14 protein-coding genes are annotated in these 16,534 nt (G+C 65.2%); 3 read left to right on the top strand and 11 right to left on the bottom strand.

All coding sequences use genetic code 11. The annotated features are described in order from the left end of the window. Positions 1-63: 63 nt before the first annotated feature. The gene (gene chvE, locus ATO9_RS15615) at positions 64-1,128 is read right to left on the bottom strand and encodes a multiple monosaccharide ABC transporter substrate-binding protein (RefSeq protein ID WP_043751228.1); all 1,065 of its coding nucleotides are present in this window, start codon (positions 1,126-1,128) and stop codon (positions 64-66) included. A gap of 168 nt (positions 1,129-1,296) precedes the next feature. Here chvE and ATO9_RS15610 point away from each other — a divergent pair, with 168 nt between their 5' ends. Next, positions 1,297-2,298 (top strand): LysR family transcriptional regulator, encoded by a 1,002-nt coding sequence (locus ATO9_RS15610; RefSeq protein ID WP_052418370.1) that lies wholly within the window; start codon positions 1,297-1,299, stop codon positions 2,296-2,298. Positions 2,299-2,325: 27 nt separating this feature from the next. Here the strand turns inward: ATO9_RS15610 and ATO9_RS15605 are convergent, their stop codons facing one another. Genes ATO9_RS15605 through ATO9_RS15575 form a run of 7 tightly spaced genes read right to left on the bottom strand, consistent with a single transcriptional unit; the run spans position 2,326 to position 10,221 of the window. Continuing rightward, positions 2,326-3,234, bottom strand: coding sequence for a CobW family GTP-binding protein (locus tag ATO9_RS15605; RefSeq protein WP_043751225.1), 909 nt, complete (start codon positions 3,232-3,234; stop codon positions 2,326-2,328). Then, positions 3,231-4,724 (bottom strand): amidohydrolase family protein, encoded by a 1,494-nt coding sequence (locus tag ATO9_RS15600; protein ID WP_043751222.1) that lies wholly within the window; start codon positions 4,722-4,724, stop codon positions 3,231-3,233. The genes ATO9_RS15605 and ATO9_RS15600 overlap by 4 nt, the downstream gene beginning before the upstream one ends. Continuing rightward, on the bottom strand, positions 4,721-6,187 hold the full coding sequence (locus ATO9_RS15595; RefSeq protein ID WP_043751212.1) for a M81 family metallopeptidase: 1,467 nt from the start codon (positions 6,185-6,187) through the stop codon (positions 4,721-4,723). The genes ATO9_RS15600 and ATO9_RS15595 overlap by 4 nt, the downstream gene beginning before the upstream one ends. After that, a complete protein-coding gene (locus tag ATO9_RS15590; protein ID WP_238318787.1) occupies positions 6,184-6,768 on the bottom strand; it encodes a TRAP transporter small permease in 585 nt (194 codons plus the stop codon). Before ATO9_RS15590 ends, ATO9_RS15595 begins: the two co-directional genes overlap by 4 nt. After that, positions 6,765-7,736: a TRAP transporter substrate-binding protein gene (locus tag ATO9_RS15585; protein ID WP_052418368.1), complete on the bottom strand. Its 972-nt coding sequence runs from the start codon at positions 7,734-7,736 to the stop codon at positions 6,765-6,767. Before ATO9_RS15585 ends, ATO9_RS15590 begins: the two co-directional genes overlap by 4 nt. Before the next feature lie 59 nt (positions 7,737-7,795). Beyond that, positions 7,796-9,079, bottom strand: coding sequence for a TRAP transporter large permease (locus tag ATO9_RS15580; protein ID WP_043751209.1), 1,284 nt, complete (start codon positions 9,077-9,079; stop codon positions 7,796-7,798). Next, positions 9,076-10,221, bottom strand: a complete 1,146-nt coding sequence (locus ATO9_RS15575; protein WP_043751206.1) for an NAD(P)/FAD-dependent oxidoreductase — start codon at positions 10,219-10,221, stop codon at positions 9,076-9,078. Before ATO9_RS15575 ends, ATO9_RS15580 begins: the two co-directional genes overlap by 4 nt. A gap of 150 nt (positions 10,222-10,371) precedes the next feature. On the opposite strand from ATO9_RS15575, the gene ATO9_RS15570 reads away from it, so the two are divergent. Then, positions 10,372-10,968 (top strand): helix-turn-helix domain-containing protein, encoded by a 597-nt coding sequence (locus ATO9_RS15570; RefSeq protein ID WP_043751203.1) that lies wholly within the window; start codon positions 10,372-10,374, stop codon positions 10,966-10,968. A 53-nt stretch (positions 10,969-11,021) separates the two neighbouring features. On the opposite strand, the gene ATO9_RS15565 is transcribed toward ATO9_RS15570, so the two are convergent. Genes ATO9_RS15565 through ATO9_RS15555 form a run of 3 tightly spaced genes read right to left on the bottom strand, consistent with a single transcriptional unit; the run spans position 11,022 to position 15,150 of the window. Further along, entirely contained in the window at positions 11,022-12,485 is a 1,464-nt protein-coding gene (locus tag ATO9_RS15565; protein WP_043751201.1) for a M81 family metallopeptidase, read from the bottom strand. Continuing rightward, positions 12,482-13,618 (bottom strand): NAD(P)/FAD-dependent oxidoreductase, encoded by a 1,137-nt coding sequence (locus tag ATO9_RS15560; RefSeq protein WP_043751181.1) that lies wholly within the window; start codon positions 13,616-13,618, stop codon positions 12,482-12,484. Before ATO9_RS15560 ends, ATO9_RS15565 begins: the two co-directional genes overlap by 4 nt. Then, positions 13,615-15,150, bottom strand: a complete 1,536-nt coding sequence (locus tag ATO9_RS15555) for an acetolactate synthase large subunit (RefSeq protein ID WP_043751179.1) — start codon at positions 15,148-15,150, stop codon at positions 13,615-13,617. Before ATO9_RS15555 ends, ATO9_RS15560 begins: the two co-directional genes overlap by 4 nt. 327 nt (positions 15,151-15,477) lie before the next feature. On the opposite strand from ATO9_RS15555, the gene ATO9_RS15550 reads away from it, so the two are divergent. After that, entirely contained in the window at positions 15,478-16,515 is a 1,038-nt protein-coding gene (locus ATO9_RS15550) for an ABC transporter substrate-binding protein (RefSeq protein WP_043751177.1), read from the top strand. Positions 16,516-16,534: the final 19 nt, after the last annotated feature.

Genomic DNA, 16,534 nt, shown 5'->3' with positions numbered 1-16,534 from the left:
CCGCCGGACAATGCCCGGCGGGCCAGTCGGACCGGTCACGCAGGACCGGTCAGGGAGGATAGATCATTCGATCTCGCTCTTGTCGTAATAGCCGCTGTCCACCAGCCGCTCTTCCCAGTTGTCGGCGGTCACCGGCAGCGGTTCGAGAAGGTAGGACGGCACGACCTTGACCCCGTTATCGTAGGTCTCGGTGTCGTTGATTTCGGGCTCACCGCCCTGCAGCAGCGCATCGACCATGCCCACGGTCACGCGGGCCAGTTCCCGGGTGTCCTTGAAGATCGTCGAATACTGGTCGCCGCGCAGGATCGCCTTGACCGAGGGCACCTCGGCATCCTGGCCCGACACGATCGGCATCTTCATGTCGCCGGAGCCATAGCCGACCCCCTGCAGGGACGAGATGATGCCGATGGACAGCCCGTCATAGGGCGACAGAACGCCATGGACCTGCTGATCGGTATAGTTGGCGGACAACAGGTTATCCATCCGCGCCTGTGCGACCGATCCGTCCCAGCGAAGCGTGCCGACGGTGTCCATACCCATCTGGCCGGAGGGAATGGCAATGCTGCCATCGTCGATCATCGGCTGCAGCACCGACATCGCGCCATCGTAAAAGAAGTAGGCATTGTTGTCGTCCGGGCTGCCGCCGAACAATTCGACATTCCAAGGCTGCGTATCGGGGAAACGTTCTTCGAGGCCCGCAACCAGCGTTTCGGCCTGCTGCACACCCACCTTGAAGTTGTCGAAGGTGGCGTAATAGCTCACGTCGCCACTGTCGCGGATCAGCCGGTCATAGGCGACGACCGGAATATCCATGGCGGCCGCATTGGCCAGCGCCGAGGTCAACGTGGTGCCGTCGATCGCCGCGATCACCAGCGCATCGACGCCCTTGGTGATCATGTTCTCGATCTGGGCCAGCTGGTTGGGGATGTCATCCTCGGCATATTGCAGGTCGGTCGTATAGCCAGCCTCTTCGAATTGCTTGACCATGTTGTTGCCGTCGTCGATCCAGCGAGCGGACGACTTGGTGGGCATTGCGATGCCGACATAGCCCTTGTCCTGCGCGAAGGCCGGACCGGCAATGACAAGCGCAAGCGCGGTCGCGCCAAGGGCGCGTCTGGTGAAAACCATCTGTAATCCTCCCATTATCCGGTCACCGCTCCTCTGCGGCGTCTCGGACCCGTTGTGTCGTGCCCCGCGATTCCCGGGGCCGTGGCGGCACCATGCGCTTGCATCGCTATATCAATCAAATTCGCAATCTGCTAAATGATATACCGTAATAGGTATAGGAGAGAGATCATGCCGACCTCCATCCCCGTCACCGCCCCACCGGTCGTCCCCGTCCGTGATGAACTGATCCGGCGTGGACTGCGCCTGCCGCAGCTCAGACTGCTGGTCGCCTTGCAGGATACCGGCCAGGTCTCGGGTGCCGCCGCACAAGTCGCCATGACCCAGCCTGCGGCCTCTCGGCTATTGTCGGAACTGGAAAAGACCGTGGATGCCCGGCTTTACGACCGCCATGCCCGCGGGGTCACCCTGACCGCCGCCGGCCTTGCGCTGGCCGCCCGCGCGCGCGAGATGCTTCATGGCCTCGACGAGGTACAGCAGCAGATCACCGCGCTTGGCAGCGGCGAACGTGGCAAGGTCCGCATCGGCAGCGTGACCGGCCCGGCCGTCGAACTGGTGTTGCCGGTTATCCGGGAATTGCGCGTCACCTACCCTGACATCGAATTATCGGTACATGTGGATACCAGCGACAAACTCGCCGATGCCCTGACCGCCGGAGAGCTGGATTTCTATATCGGCCGCGTGCCCGACGGCATGGACACCCGCGCCATCACGCTCTTCGAAGTGGGGCCGGAGCCGGTATCCCTCGTCGCCCGCCTCGAACATCCCCTGTCGCGCAAATCCGACCTGCAGGTCGCCGATTGCCTGGCCTATGACTGGGTAATGCAGCCCGAAAACGGCCTGCTGCGCCGTACCGCCGAGGCCTATCTGCTGAGGAACGGGTTCAACCCGCCCGAACGGATCCTCAGCACGTCATCCATGCTGCTGACCCTGGCCATCATCTGCGAAACCAACGCCATCGCCCCGCTCGCCCGTTCTGCCGCGGATTTCTATGCCGGTGAAAAGGCTTTCGGCGGGCGGATCAGGCGGCTGGAAACCGCCGCAGACCTCGCCGTTGTGCCCTTTTCCCTGATCCACATGCGGACCATCGAACAATCACCGGCCGTCAAACGCGTCCTCGGCCTCATCCGGCAGAAAATCGACATCGGGAAGGGAACACCATCATCGGATTGACGCCGGCAGGTGATGCCGGCGGACAGGTCAGCCCTCGATCAGGGCGGCATCCATCCGGCGACGCGTGGCCTCAGGGTCGAAGGCGTCTGCCTCGCCGATCAGAACCAGGCCGCAGCCCTTCTGATCCCTGTCTGCCGGGGCCAGCGTCGCGCGGCGACCAACCAGCTGGAACAGCAGCGTCTCGCCGGGTTTTTCGTGAAAGCTCAGGAAACCCTTGGCCCGAACGACGCCCGCCTCGGTCCCGATCAGCCGTTGGAACTTCGGCATCGAAACCGGCGCGTCATGCGTCCATTCCAGCGTCGCAAACCGGCCACTGTCGATGACCGGAGCCGCGCCCGAGACGCTCCGCGGATGAGCCCGACCGATCAGATCCCGGATGGCCAGCGTCGTGCCATCCTGGCCAAAGACCGCCGGTTTGCCCATGGCATGCAGCCGCGTCGCCAACGCTTCCACCGCACCCTCGCAGCTTTCGACCTTGCTCAGCTGGACGATATCGGCCCCGGCCACCTGCGACTTCCACAGCGGATCCTCCCAACGGCCAATATCCCGCGACACGTCCTCCGCATCGACAAGGCAAAGCACCGTATCCAGCCGCGCCGCCTGCCACAGCACCGGGTCCATCAGCGCGGACATGATCCCCTGCGGATCGGCCACGCCGCTGGCCTCGATCACGATCAGGTCCGGCTCGCCCTCGCGCAGAACGGTGCGGAGCGTGCGCAGCAGGTCGCCCTGCAGCGAACAGCAGATGCAGCCGTTCTTCAGCCCGATCACCTCGTCCGTCGCGGTTTCCAGCAGGGCCGCGTCGATGTTGATGCTGCCGAAATCGTTGACGATCGCGGCAATGCGCAGCCCCGCACTGTCCTGCAGCAACGCGTTGATGAAGGTCGTCTTTCCGGCCCCGAGGAACCCGGTGACCAGCAGGATGGGAACCGTCATGACACCGGGCAGCGGATCGGCTGGCCGGGGGATTGCGAGGTGTCCAGCGTTCCATCCACGATCACCCGGGTGCCGCCGACCAACAGGTGAACGACCCCCTCGGAGGCCTTGTTCATTTCGGTGAAGGTCGCGCGGTCGGTCACCGTGGCAGGATTGAAGATCGTGACATCCGCGTCAAACCCTTCGCGCAGCCGCGCCTTGCGGGCGATCTGCGGGGCACAGCCTTCGATGACGCTGGCCGGGTAGATCGTGCATTTTGCCAGCGCCTCCATCAGCGGCATCACCTCGCGCTCGCGGGTATATTCGCGCAGGAACCGCGTGAAGGTGCCCGAAGACCGGGGATGCGCCGAGACCTCGGCCGGCAGCGGCCACTCGTCGCCTTCGTAGATCGACCCGTCCGGCCGCACCCATGGCATCGCATCCGATGCGATGGAGGCACCGGGATAGGTGACGGAGGCATCCAGCATCCGCCGGTGATCGTCATTGGCCTCGACATCGAGGTAATGCCACATCACCAGGTCGCTCGGATCCTCATGGGCGGCCTTCAGCAGATCGTCGCGGTCGGTGAAGCGGTGCAGGTTCTTGACCAGTTCGATGGCGGAATACTCGCTGCCCGTGCGCTTGGTGAAGTCCGGGTCCTTGAAGAACCCGGCCCCGACAACCGTTGACCCGGCGCCGTAGGGATAGGCCTCGGTCGTCACGGGCAGGCCCTGCGCCTGCGCCTTGCCGATCAGCTGAACCACCCGGTCGATATCCAGCAGGCTGGTCGAATTCAGGTGACAGATATGCATATGCGCACCCGTCGCGCCGGCAAGCCCGATCAGGCGGATATAGGCATCGACGGAACTCTTGGGGTCGATATTCCCCATGAAGGCGATGTGGGTATAGGTCGGTCGGCCGAACTCTGCCGCCAGGTCGCAGATCAACGACAATTCCTTCAACCCGGCCCCGGGAAGGTATCCGTTGGGCATGCCGATCCCGATCGCGCCTTCCTCCAGCGCCTGTCGGGTCAGGGACACAACGGCATCGGTCTGGTCCGGGCTGGCCGCGTCGGTCGTCCAGCGCAGGTCGTTGGAGGACGCCATGTGGTCGATCGGATTTCGCGTGCCATCCGGTGTGAACCCGCCAAAGGCCGCCCGGCGGGCAAAGCCCCAGGCCGCGGCGGTTCCGTAATTCAGCACCCGCGGCACACCCGCCTGGTGATCGTACCATTCCCCCACCGGCAGCGACCCGACCTCAAGCTCCAGCGCGGTTGTCATCCCATCGAAGGCCTGCATCCGGTCAGCAGCCACCGACTGGCCATGGGCGTGGATGTCGATGAAGCCCGGCGACACGACCAGCCCGGTCGCGTCGATCTCGTCCTTCGCGGCGCCCAGTTCCGTGCCGATCTTCGCGATGGTGCCGCCCGAAATCGCGACGTCGCAGACCTCGTCGAACCCGGTCTCGGGGTCCATCACGCGACCGTTGCGGATCAGGATATCGTGGGTCATGCCAATGCCTCGTCCTTGAATGGGTTCTCTGTCTTGGGCCAGAAATTGTCGTCGCGCTTGGTGTAGGGGATGATCGAATAATCCGGCGGGATCGCCCCCGGCGTCGCCAGGTGGATCACCTCGGACGCGATCGGCGCGAAGCCGTCGTAGAAATGCTGCGAGGATTTCACCACGACGATCTTCAACGTCGACAGGTCGAGCCCCAGGCATTCGAAGGCTTCGGGGTGGAAACATTGGGTGCGCTGCGTGTTGACCACGATATGCACCCCGCCCGGCGCCTCCAGCCAGACGGCATCGCCCATGCCCATGGCCGCCGTGCCCAGGTGCTGCACCGCGTCGCGCGCGATCCCCCGCACCCTGACGGTCAGATCGACAGGATCGCCCGACATCGGGCCGATCTTGCCGCCAATGCGCATCGGCAGGACCGCGCCTTCACCGGCGTCGATGCACATCCCGACCAGCACCGGGTCCCAGAAGATGCCGAAGGCGATATCGGTCAGACCCCGGTCCAGCGCCGCGCGCAGCACGAAGGTGGAATCCGACGGTGCCCCGCCGCCCGCATTATCGGCGAAATCAGCCAGCACCACCGGGTAGGCATTGGCCGCAACGGCCCGGTCCAGACCGGCCTCCATCGAGGGGAAGCTGCGCAGATCGTGCCGCATCTCCCACAACTCCTCGCCCAGCTCTCGCGCGCGGGTCGCGGCCAGCTCGGTATCGCCATCGGTGATCACCAGCGTCCGGGTCCCGACACGCGGGTTGTCGCCCCAGGGAAAACCATGGGCCAGCGACACGGACAGGATACCGCCCTGCCCCTCCATCGCGCTCATCCGGTCGACATAGCCGCGGACCGGCTCGAACGGGGTGTGATACATCGCCATCATGCGACAATCGTAATCGCGCATCACCGGCCGCGTCTTCCCTTCTGCCGCATCGGCGCAGAGGTGGAACAGGTCGACCGCCCGCTCGGTGATGTCGATATGGGGATATTCCTTGTAGCAGATGATGGCGGTGGCGGCCTCGAGCATCTCTTCGGTCAGGTGGCAATGCGGGTCGATCTCAAGGCCCACCACGGCGTCAGGCCCGACTATGGCCCGCACGCGTTGCAGCATGTCGCCCTCGCAATCGTCATACCCCTCGGCGATCATCGCGCCGTGCATCGACAGCAGGACCACGTCGACCGGCATCGCGGCCGTCAGGTCAGAAAGAATGTCGTCGCGCATTGTCTCGTAGACGGCACGCACGGTCGGCCCGGCGGGCTGCGCATAGGTGGCCAGCCCCTCAACGACCTCCCAGCCCTTGTCCTCGGCCATGTTGCGCCAGGCGGTGACGGCGGTCGCGTATAGCCCGGCTTCCCCGCGCGAGGCAGTCTTGGAATAGAGGTGTTCCTTGAACCCGCTCCACCCCGTCGGGATGGGCGAGAATGAGTTCGTTTCGGTGGCCAGCGAGGCCATGAACATCTTCATGTGGCAGGGTCCGTATCAGGGTCCGTATCAGGGTCCACATCCGGCTCGGACGCGGGCCTGTCCTGCGGCAGGACCAGCCGCGCGATATCGGCGAGCACGTGGATGACGATGAAAGTGAAGGCGATCGGGATGGCGATGCCGAAGACAAGCATCGGCACGTCCATGGTTTCCGCCTGGCGCCCGGCAAGGCGGCCGATATAGCCGCGTGCGATATTCATGCCCGGGCCGAACACGCAGAACCAGATGCACACGCAGACAAAGATCAGGGTGCCCGCGCTGCGGATCAGGGTGACGATCACCCCGACCGCCCCCGTCGCCTTCAGCGCCTCGGGAAAGAGCGTCGGATCGGCCTTGAAGCGGAATGCGCAGGATGCCCCCATCAGCCCCGCCCAGACCATCGAGAACCGCGCCAGTTCCTCGGTCCAGATAGGGGGCTGGGACAGCACGTAGCGGGCAATCACCTGCCAGGACGCGGCGGCCAGCATCACCAGCACTGCCAGCACGGCGACGACCAGCCCGACGCGGTTCAGCTGGACCGAAACCCGGTCCAGCCCTCTTGCTATGGCGCGGAGGGTGCTCACCGACCGACCGCGGCTTTCCAGGCCTCGAACGCGCCCTCGGGCATGTCGACAGCCTCGTAAAGCGGCTGGGAGGCTTCGCGGAACTTGGCGCGCTCTTCCTCGGTCAGGCGGATCACCTCGATACCGGCGGCTTCCAGATCGTCGAAGACCTGCTCGCGTTCCTTCACGAAGGTCCGGTTGGCGTCATGTGCCAGCTGCGCGCCTTCATCGACCACGGCGCGTTCCTCGTCCGACAGCGACTGGTACCAGTCCTCGGACGCAATCGCGATCCGGACAGAGGCCGAGGTCTTCACGTCGGTGAAGTAGTTGATGAACGAGGTATGGCCATAGACCAGCGGCACGAAGGGCGGGTTCAGGTAGCCCTCTGCCACACCCGTCTGCAGGGCGTTCGGCACTTCGGACCAGGACACGATGGTACCCTTGGCGCCCCATTGTTCAAAGGTCTGGATCTGCAGCTCGTCCAGCGCGCGCATTCGCAGGCCCGAGAAATCCTCGAAGGTGCGGACCGGCGTTTCGGTGGTGAAGATGCCCGAGGGCAGGCCGAGATAGACAAGGTCCAGCACCCGCACGCCATGCGGCGTCGTGCCCTCGTTGATCATTTCCAGCATGCCGCCGTCTTCCAGCGCCATGTCCAGTTCATCGCCATCGGCAAAGAAGAACGGCATCATCGACCCGAAGATCGTTCCGTCCAGTTGACCCGCCGATTTGGCGTCCGACATCGACACTTCCAGAAGGCCCGTGCTGACCTGGTCCAGGCGCTCGGCTTCTTCGCCCAAGGAGTTGCGCTCGTATTCGACCGCCTCCATCCCGTTGGCCTTCAGGTGTTCGGCAAAGGTATGGGCCCAGACATAGGTGCCCGATTGCTCCATGTCCGGCGGGCCGTCCAAGGCGATCTTGACCTCGGCGGTGGCCGGCAGGGCCAGCAGGATGGCCGCGGCCGACGCGGCGATGCATGTCCTCATGTTCATGTTGTTTTCCTCTCCGTTGATTTTCTCTATTGGTTTTCAGTTTGTTATTGAGTGTCTTGTCAGTTCCACAGCCCCATCAGACGGGGCAGCAGCAGGCTGATATCCGGCACCGCGACCAGCAGGCCCAGCACCACGATCTCGGCGATCACGAAGGGGATGACCTTGCGGGCCAGTTCCCAGTAGCGGACGCCGGTGACGGTCGACACGATCAGAAGGCACCCGCCCAGTGGCGGAGAGACGAGGCCGATCGACAGATTGAAGCAGATGACGATGCCCAGGTGCACCGGGTCCGCGCCGTTGGCCAGCGCGACAGGCGCCAGCAGCGGCACCAGCAGGGCCAGCGCGACGGTCACGTCCAGCACCATTCCCGCGATGATGAACAGCACGTTCATCACCAGCAGGTAGCCCACCGGGCCCAGCCCCATCCGGTCCACCAGCGCGGCCAGCGCCTGCGGAATGCGTTCCAAGGCCGCCAGGTGGCCGAAGGCCGCGACGGCGCATAGGATCATGAAAATCGACCCGGTCAGGACGGCGGTGCGCGACAGCGCTTCCCAGAGGTCGGACCGGTTCAGCCCCTCGTAGAACCAAGCCACGGCGGCGGCGGCAACCACGGCCACGGCGGCGGCCTCGGTCGGGGTCATCCAGCCGAAGACGATACCGCCCACGATGATGAAGGGCAGCGCCATGGCGGGCAGCGCCTTCCAGATCGCGGGCAGAACGGGCGGGGCATCGCCCTTTTCGACCCGCGGATGATCCTCGCGCCAGGCATACCAGGCATTGACGGCAAACAGCGCCCCGGCCAGCACCAGCCCGGGCAGGATCCCCGCCACGAACAGCGCCGCGACCGAGGTCTGCATCAGCGCGCCATAGAAGATCAGGATGATCGAGGGCGGCACGATCGGCCCGATGATCGACGACGCTGCGGTGATCGCCCCGGCATAGGCCGCCGTGTAGCCGCGTTCCTTCATGGCCGGGACCAGCGTGTTCGACAGCGCCGCCGCGTCCGCCACCGCCGATCCCGAGATCCCGGCAAAGAAGACGGATGTCATGATGTTCACATGGCCCAGCCCGCCCCGGACCCGTCCCACCAGCGCCATCGACAGGTCGATCAGCGCCTTGGTCACGCCGCCCCGGTTCATCACCTCGCCGGCGAGAATGAAAAGCGGCATCGCCAGCAGGGAAAACACGCTGATCTGCGAGAACACTTTCTGCGGCATGATCGCCAGGTAGCGGGTCTTTTCCGTGGCCACGAAGGCCAGCATGGCCGATCCACCGATCACATAGGCCAGCGCCAACCCCGAAGCGAGGAAGACCAGCGAGACGACGGGGACCAGCCAGATCATGCGGCCGCCTTCAACCGGCCAGGCCGGACGCTGTCGGGGTCGAACCCGGTTTCCATGATATGCGACGGCACGTCCTGTCCCAGGATGCCCGAGGCTGCGAATTGCGCCATGCCGGGCGCCGACTGGATGCCGTATCCGCCCTGCCCCGCCAGCCAGAAGAAGGCCGGCGCGCGGTCGGAATAGCCCACCACCGGCGCGCCATCGGGCACGAAGCTGCGCAAGCCGGCCCAGCTGTTTTCGATCCGCCGGATCTCAAGGTCGAAGGCGGTCATGATCCGGTCCGCGCAGATGGCGATGTCCAGCTCTTCGGGCTGGGCGTCACAGGGGGCCGACGGCGTCTCGTCCGCCGGGGAAATCAGCAGGCGGCCCGCATCGGGCTTGAGGTAGAATTCCTCTTCCACATCGACCGTGATCGGCAATGCGGCGGTGGCGATGTCGGGATGATCGGCGACCATCAGCGCCGTGCGGCGCTTGGGCGTCAGGCCGATCCGCTCTGCCCCGGCCAGCGTGCCGATCTCTTCAGCCCAGGCGCCGGCAGCGTTCACCACGATGGGCGCCCGCAACTGGCCCTGCGGCGTCTCGATCCGCCAATCTTGGCCGTCCCGATCCAGCGCCGTCACCCCGGCCCCGGTCATCAGCTTGCCGCCCCTTGCACGGAACATCCGCAGGAAACCCTGATGCAGGGCATGCACGTCGATATCCTGCCCCAGTTCGTCCAGCATCGCGTCGCTGGCATAGCCCTCACGCAGCAAGGGCTGCGCTTGCGTCACCTCCGCCCCTTGCAGTCGGCGGACGACGGTTTCGGCGGATACGGCTTCGGTCAGTTGATCCAGCGCCGCAACCTGTTCGGGACGGGCAATCATCAGGATCGACCGCGGTGAAAACAGCGGGGCCGCGCTGAACCCCTCAGGCGGATTACGAAAGAACGCCTCCGATGCGCGGGTCAGGTGCCGGATCGGCGCGGGCCCATAGCATGGGGCGAAGACCGCGGCGGAGCGTCCGGTCGTGTGATAGCCCGGCTGGCTTTCCATCTCCAGCAGCACAACCTGCCGGGTCGCCGCCAGTTCTGCCGCGACCGAGGCCCCCGCGATCCCGGCACCGATCACCACGATCTCTGTCTGAATATTGTCTTGCGCGCTCATGGCTTCCCTTTTCGCCTGTGCCCCGAGCCTTGCCAGATTCGAATTTTATTACAAGAAAAATTCTCACATACGAAAATTTCGTTGATTTACAGCTATGCCGGACGGTAGTTTTGTGGAAAAAGCGGGCCGACCGTCAGGGGGGATCTTGTCATGTCGTACAAAAGCGAAGTCGGCCAACGCCTCAGAACGCTGCGCAAGGCCGGACAACTGACCCTCGCAGACCTGGCCAGCCGGTCCGGCGTTTCGGTCTCCACCATCTCCAAAATCGAGAACGGGGCGCTTTCGCCCACGCTCGATGTCATCCTGAAGTTGTGTGACGGATTGTCGGTGCAGATCGGCGACCTGGTGTCGGGAACCGACAACCGCGCCACCAAGGAAATGACCGCGCCGAACAGCCGGCTCGCTCCGGCCTACAAGGGTGAAGGCGCGCTGATAAGCACCGAGAATTACGACTATTTCTACCTGTGCCCGGACGTGAAGAACAAGTTCATCGTCCCGATCCTGGCAAAGCTGAAAGCCCGTGACCTCAAGAGCTTCGGAGAGCTGTTCCGCCATGGCGGTGAAGAGTTCCTGTACGTGCTGGAAGGCTCGGTCGAAGTCCACACCGAACATTACGAACCGCTGATCCTGCACAAGGGGGACAGTGTCTACCTCGACAGCCAGATGGCCCATGGCTACGTCAGTACCGGCGAGGGCCAGGCCGAGGTTCTGTGCATTTGCACCGAACCCCAGGTGCAATCGGTCTGACCGCCCCCCGCCCGGTCCCTGACTGCATGCCTTCATGCGGAACCTGAAACGACCTATGCCGGAACCGGTGTTTCGGTGAGCGGCCAGTAATTGCCGTCGCGATGCTTGTAGGGGTTTTCCGGCCCCTCGAACTGCACCGCCGTGGGCGAGCGCGCATAGAGGATCTCCGCCGCGACCGGGGCAAAACCCGCGTGGAAATGCTGGGTCGACTTGACCACGATGACCGGCGCCTCGTCCAGGTCGACGCCCAGACCGGTGAAGGCATCCGGGTGGAAGGTCTGCACGCGCCGGTCGGCCAGCGCGATCCGGATACCGCCTGTCGTCTCGACAAGAACCACCTGGCCGCAGGACATGGTCTGCCCGGCCACCGTGGTCTGGGCCAGGTCGTCCACCACCCGCAACACCTGCACATCCAGATCGAGCGGCGGCCCCGACCGCGGGCTGAATTTGCCGCCGATCCGCAGCGTCAGCTCTGCCCCTTCGCCCGCACCGGCCGCGGTCGCGACGGCCATCGGATCGTACATCAGCCCGACCACTGCGCCCTTGACCTGCGCGTCGATCAGCGCGCTCAGCAGGTAGGTGCTGTCGGCGCCGGCCCCGACGCCGGGATTGTCCGCGACATCGGCGATGACGACAGGCCCATTGCCGACGGCAAGCGCAGCCTTGACTGCCTCGGCCTCCGTCATCATCCGGGTGCGCGTCTGGTCGCGCATGTCCCATATCTCTCGGGCCAGCGTGTCGGCCAGGTCCTGCGCCGCCGCCCCGTCGCCATCCCCGTAAACCAGCATGCGCGATCCAAGCTCCGGCAAATCCCCCAAGGCAAAGCCATGGCAGAAACTCACGGACAGAGCCGTCCCGTCCTGTTCCAGCGCCGACATGCGGGCGACGAAATCGCTCATCGGCGCCTTGGTCGTGTGCCAGACCGACAGCATGTTGCACTCGGCCGTGGCACCGACCGGCCTGATCTCCCCGCGTTGCATCCGCAGGGCCAGTGACCAGAGGTCCTCGGCCCCTTCGACGATGTCGGTATGCGGGTATTCCTTGTAAGGCACGATCAGGTCCGTGACCTGCATCATGCGCCGGGTCAGGTGGCAATGCAGGTCCAGCTCGCAGCCGATCACCGCATCGGGACAGATCTCGCGGATCCCCGCCAACAGTTCGCCCTCGCAGTCGAACTCATCCGTCGCGATCATCGCGCCATGCAGGTTCAGCAGGATCATATCCAGCGGCCCGGCCCGGCGCACATCCTGCAGAAGTCGGTCGCGCAGGTCGCTCCAGACAGCGCCCAGCGTGGTGCCCCCGGGCTGCGCGGCGGCCATCAGACCCTCGACTACCTCGATCCCCTCTGCCTCGGCCCGTTTGCGCCAGACATGAAGGGGCGCGGTGAAATGCTGCGGCTCCGCCTGCGTCGCGGTGCCCTCGTATATACCGCCGATTTCGAAATCGCTCATGGTCGTGGGGATGGGGCTGAACGAATTGGTTTCGGTGGCAATACCGCCGATGAACAAACGGGTCATATCGGGTCCTTCCTTGATGATTGAGACAGCCGCGCCGGCGACAGCGCATCGCGCGTCAGGCCAGCGTCGGAAAGATCGGCCGGGATGGGGGCATCGCACAGGATCGCCGCAGCCACCCGCGACAGGGCCGGAGAGGACTGGATCCCGTATCCCCCCTGCCCGGCATACCAGAAAAACCCCGGAACCTCGGGATCGAAGCCCGCAACCGGGTCTTCATCCACGAAGAAACTGCGCAGGCCGGACCATGCGGCGCTCGGGCGGCGCACCGCGATATCCAGCCAGCCTTGCATCCGGTCCACCGCCACCGCGATGTCAATGTCATCCGGCCAGACCTCTCCCGGGTCGACCGGGCTGGCGTCGGAGGGCGAGACAACCAGCCCCGTCGCCTCGGGTTTCGCGTAGAAGCTGAAGGTCGGGTCGGCGATCAACGGCCATTTGCCCGTCCGATGTGATGGCAGATCGAAATGGGCGATGGTTCGTTTGCACGGGGTCAGACCGCGGGGCGTCACGCCCGCCAAACCAGCGACCCGGTCCGCAAAGGCCCCCGCCGCATTGACTAAGACGGGCGCGGTGACGACCCCTTTGGGTGTCTCGACCACCCAGTCAGGCCCTTTCCGACTGATGGAAACAGCAGGAGCTTTCAACCACAGCTCCGCCCCGGACCCTTTCAGAAAGCCCCGGTGCAGCGCGTCGACATCGATGTCGCGCGGCTCCGTATCCAGCAGCCCACGGACCACGCGGTCCGTGATCGGCAGCCCCATTGCCATCAGCTCGGCCCGGGTCATCCGCTTGAACGGACGCCCCTCCGCAATCCCGTCGTCATGGGCGGCATCCAGCGCGGCCAGCTCCGCCTCGCCCGCCAGGCGCAGCACGCCACGCGGCGTTGTCAGAGACGCGTCACTGAACCCGTCCGACGGGGCCAGCAGGAACGCACGGCTGGCCACGCTGGCGGCACGGATCAGCGGCGCGCCTGCGTAGGGTGTCATCATCGCTGCCGAGCGGCCGGTGGAATGGTGCGACGGGCTGTCCTCTGCCTCCAGCAGCACGACCCGCCGCGTCCCGCGCAATCGCCAGGCGAGAGAGGCCCCCGCGATCCCGGCCCCGATGATGATGACATCCGCAATCGTGGTCACAACGACACCTCGATCAGTCGCGGCCCCGGCTGGACAAAGGCGTCACGCAACACGCGGTCCAGTTCCTCCGCGGTTGACACGCGATCCGCCGCGACGCCCATCCCCTGCGCCATCGCCACGAAGTCGAGCACCGGCGCATCGATCCGCAGCATGTCGTCCATCGCGTTGGATCTCTGGGTCGGGTCCATCTTGGCGACCTCGGCCTGCAGGATACGGTAGGACCGGTTGGCGAGTATGATCGTGGTCACGTTCTGGTTCTCGCGCGCCTGCGTCCACAGCGCCTGGATCGTGTACATGGCCGAGCCGTCCCCGATCAGGGCCACGACCGGCACAGTCGGGTCCGCCGCCGCACAGCCGATGGCCAGCGGCGCGCCATATCCGATCGACCCGCCCATGTTCTGGCACCAGCGATGCGGCGCGGCGGCGGCCGTGGCGGCGGCAATCGGCACGCCATTGGTCATCGCCTCGTCCACGACGATGGCGCCTTCGGGCAGGTGGCGCGCCAGCACGGCCCCCACCTTGGCCGCATCCAGCGCTCCGCCCCGCAGGTCGGGAAGGCGCGGCGGCTGCACAACCGGATCCTCCGTGGCGCCACAGGCCTCCGCCAGGGCAGAGAGAGGGTCGCTCGCCGTGACCTCGGGCGGGCACAGTTCGATCACCGTGGTGTCCGGCGCGGTCAGGCGCCCAGGCGTTCCGGGATAGGCGAAAAAGGCAACCGGCGCCCGCGCCCCGGCCAGAACGACAACCGGAGCCCCGGCCAGCCGTTGCCGCGCCTGATCGGGATTGAACGGCAGGCGTTCCAGCGCCACGCGCCCCGCCCCGCGATCCGTCACCGGGGTGGTCGTCTGCGCCATCAGCGCGGCCCCCGTCGCCGCCGCGATACGGCCGGCAATGCGCAAGGGCTCACCCCGCACGGCGTCATGGCCCAGCATCAGAACCGCGCCGGGCTGGCGCAGGGCCTGCGCGATCCGGCCATGATCGACCTCCGGCGCCTCGGCCCGGCTGACGGGCAGGCTGCCGATGTCGTCCGCGGCCTCCTGCCACGCGGCATCGGCAGGCAGCAGCATCGTCGCCACCCCCGGCACCGGCCCAAGGCTGTCCGACACCACCGCCGCGGTTTCTGCCCCGATGCCGCGCCCGGGCATGGCGCAGCGGGTCGAGACGCTGACGGTCTCCGACAGCGACCGGATATCCGAGGTCAGCGGCGCATCCAGCCGGCGGTGCCCGGTCGCGTGATCGCCCACGATGTTCACCACCGGGCTCAGCGCGCGCGAAGCGTTGTGCAGGTTCGACAATCCGTTCGCCAACCCCGGCCCCAGGTGCAGCAACGTCGCCGCCGGTCGCCCTGCGATCCGTGCGAACCCGTCCGCCGCCCCGGTGGCCACGTTTTCCTGCAGGACCAGAACCGGGCGCATGTCGGGGGCGCTGTCCAGTGCCGACAGGACGTGCATTTCCGAGGTACCGGGATTGGCGAAACAGACATCGACCCCGCACCTGTCCAACGTCCTGACGACGACTTCCGCTCCGATCATTCCAAAATCCCGTTTTCGTTTCGCATTCCGGGAACGGTATTCGGTTCGGACCGCGCCGAATAATGCAAAGCGGACGCCATGCCATTCCGGCAGGTTATCTGTCAGCCCACCGCAAACACCCGATATTGCGGGTCGAAACGCATGCCTTCTTGCTGCGCCGCAGAATGCAGGGACACGGATTTCCGGCAGCGCCCCACCAGCGCGGATACATAACCCTGGATTATAAAATGACCCGACTATTGAATTTTACAGGGCCGCTGAACCCCTCGCACAGTGAAGCGATACCAAGGCTCGGCAGATGTCCGACCGCAATCAATGGGGAGCGAAATGAACACTTACATCACAGCAGCGGCGTTCGGATTGGCCGCAACATTCGCCACGACCGCCACGGCTGAGGTGATCCACGCCACCTGGGGCGGCGGCGGCGCGAGGAAGCTCGAGGAATACGTCCAGAAGCCCTTCATGGAAAAGACCGGCGTCGATGCCCGCGTGACCGAAGTGCCCAACACGGCCGGTGCCGTCCGCTCGCCGACTGCCTCGCAATACAACGCCGTCACGGTGACCTTCTTCGAAGGCGTCGGCCTGTCGGGCACAGACCTGCTTCAGGGCTTCACGGACGAGGAAATCCCCGAGGTGAAGAACCTGCCGCCCGAGGTCGTGATCCGCAACGACGAAGGCCTGATCGTCGGCATCCCGACCTACTTTTCCTATTACGGCATCGTCTACAACGAAGACCTGGCCGACGCCGAGGACTTCAAGAGCTGGAAAAGTCTTGCCGACCCCAAATGGAAGGGCAAGCTGGCGATCACCCGGCCCGTCTACGCCGCCGCCTATGACCTGACGATGTATGCCCATGCGGCAGGCGGCGATGCCGCCAATATCGAACCCGGCGTCGACATCCTGAAGGGGCTGATCTCGAATTCCCTGACCACCTACACCTCGCTGGCGCATATGAACACGCTGCTCGGCACCGGAGAGGTCACGGCCGTGCCCTTCTATTCCACCCGCGTCTGGCAGCTTCAGAACGAGGGGCAGGACAACATCAAGATCGCCATCCCCGAAGAAGGCGGTTTGATGCTGGCCTACGCGGTCGTGTCGCCCAAAGGGTCCGGGAACCGCGAGGAAACGGCGAAATACATGAACTACCTCGCCTCCGCCGAAAGCCAGGTCTCGGTTTCGGTGCACGGTGGCGGCATCCCGACCAACAACACCGCGCAATTGCCGCAGGAATACCTCGATACCCTCGGCACCACCCGCGAAGAGCTGATGAAGAAGATGTACATCCCCGACTGGAAGACCGTCTGGGACAACCACGAAGACCGCATCAACATGGTCGAGCAGATGATGTCCCAGGTCGGGAACTGACCCACCCTCCGACACGCCC

Source organism: Pseudooceanicola atlanticus (assembly GCF_000768315.1).
GTDB lineage: Bacteria > Pseudomonadota > Alphaproteobacteria > Rhodobacterales > Rhodobacteraceae > Pseudooceanicola > Pseudooceanicola atlanticus.
Note: the sequence above shows the minus strand (reverse complement) of the source record. Positions and strands in the feature narration are given on the sequence as shown.

Bases quoted from the DNA above. Each gene is read 5' to 3' on its own strand.
- ATO9_RS15585 (WP_052418368.1), bottom strand. From the start codon at position 7,736: ATGAACATGAGGACATGCATCGCCGCGTCGGCCGCGGCCATCCTGCTG.
- ATO9_RS15555 (WP_043751179.1), bottom strand. From the start codon at position 15,150: ATGATCGGAGCGGAAGTCGTCGTCAGGACGTTGGACAGGTGCGGGGTC.
- ATO9_RS15570 (WP_043751203.1), top strand. From the start codon at position 10,372: ATGTCGTACAAAAGCGAAGTCGGCCAACGCCTCAGAACGCTGCGCAAG.
- ATO9_RS15550 (WP_043751177.1), top strand. From the start codon at position 15,478: ATGAACACTTACATCACAGCAGCGGCGTTCGGATTGGCCGCAACATTC.
- ATO9_RS15575 (WP_043751206.1), bottom strand. From the start codon at position 10,221: ATGAGCGCGCAAGACAATATTCAGACAGAGATCGTGGTGATCGGTGCC.
- ATO9_RS15595 (WP_043751212.1), bottom strand. From the start codon at position 6,187: ATGAAGATGTTCATGGCCTCGCTGGCCACCGAAACGAACTCATTCTCG.
- ATO9_RS15605 (WP_043751225.1), bottom strand. From the start codon at position 3,234: ATGACGGTTCCCATCCTGCTGGTCACCGGGTTCCTCGGGGCCGGAAAG.
- ATO9_RS15565 (WP_043751201.1), bottom strand. From the start codon at position 12,485: ATGACCCGTTTGTTCATCGGCGGTATTGCCACCGAAACCAATTCGTTC.
- ATO9_RS15600 (WP_043751222.1), bottom strand. From the start codon at position 4,724: ATGACCCACGATATCCTGATCCGCAACGGTCGCGTGATGGACCCCGAG.
- ATO9_RS15610 (WP_052418370.1), top strand. From the start codon at position 1,297: ATGCCGACCTCCATCCCCGTCACCGCCCCACCGGTCGTCCCCGTCCGT.
- chvE (WP_043751228.1), bottom strand. From the start codon at position 1,128: ATGGTTTTCACCAGACGCGCCCTTGGCGCGACCGCGCTTGCGCTTGTC.
- ATO9_RS15580 (WP_043751209.1), bottom strand. From the start codon at position 9,079: ATGATCTGGCTGGTCCCCGTCGTCTCGCTGGTCTTCCTCGCTTCGGGG.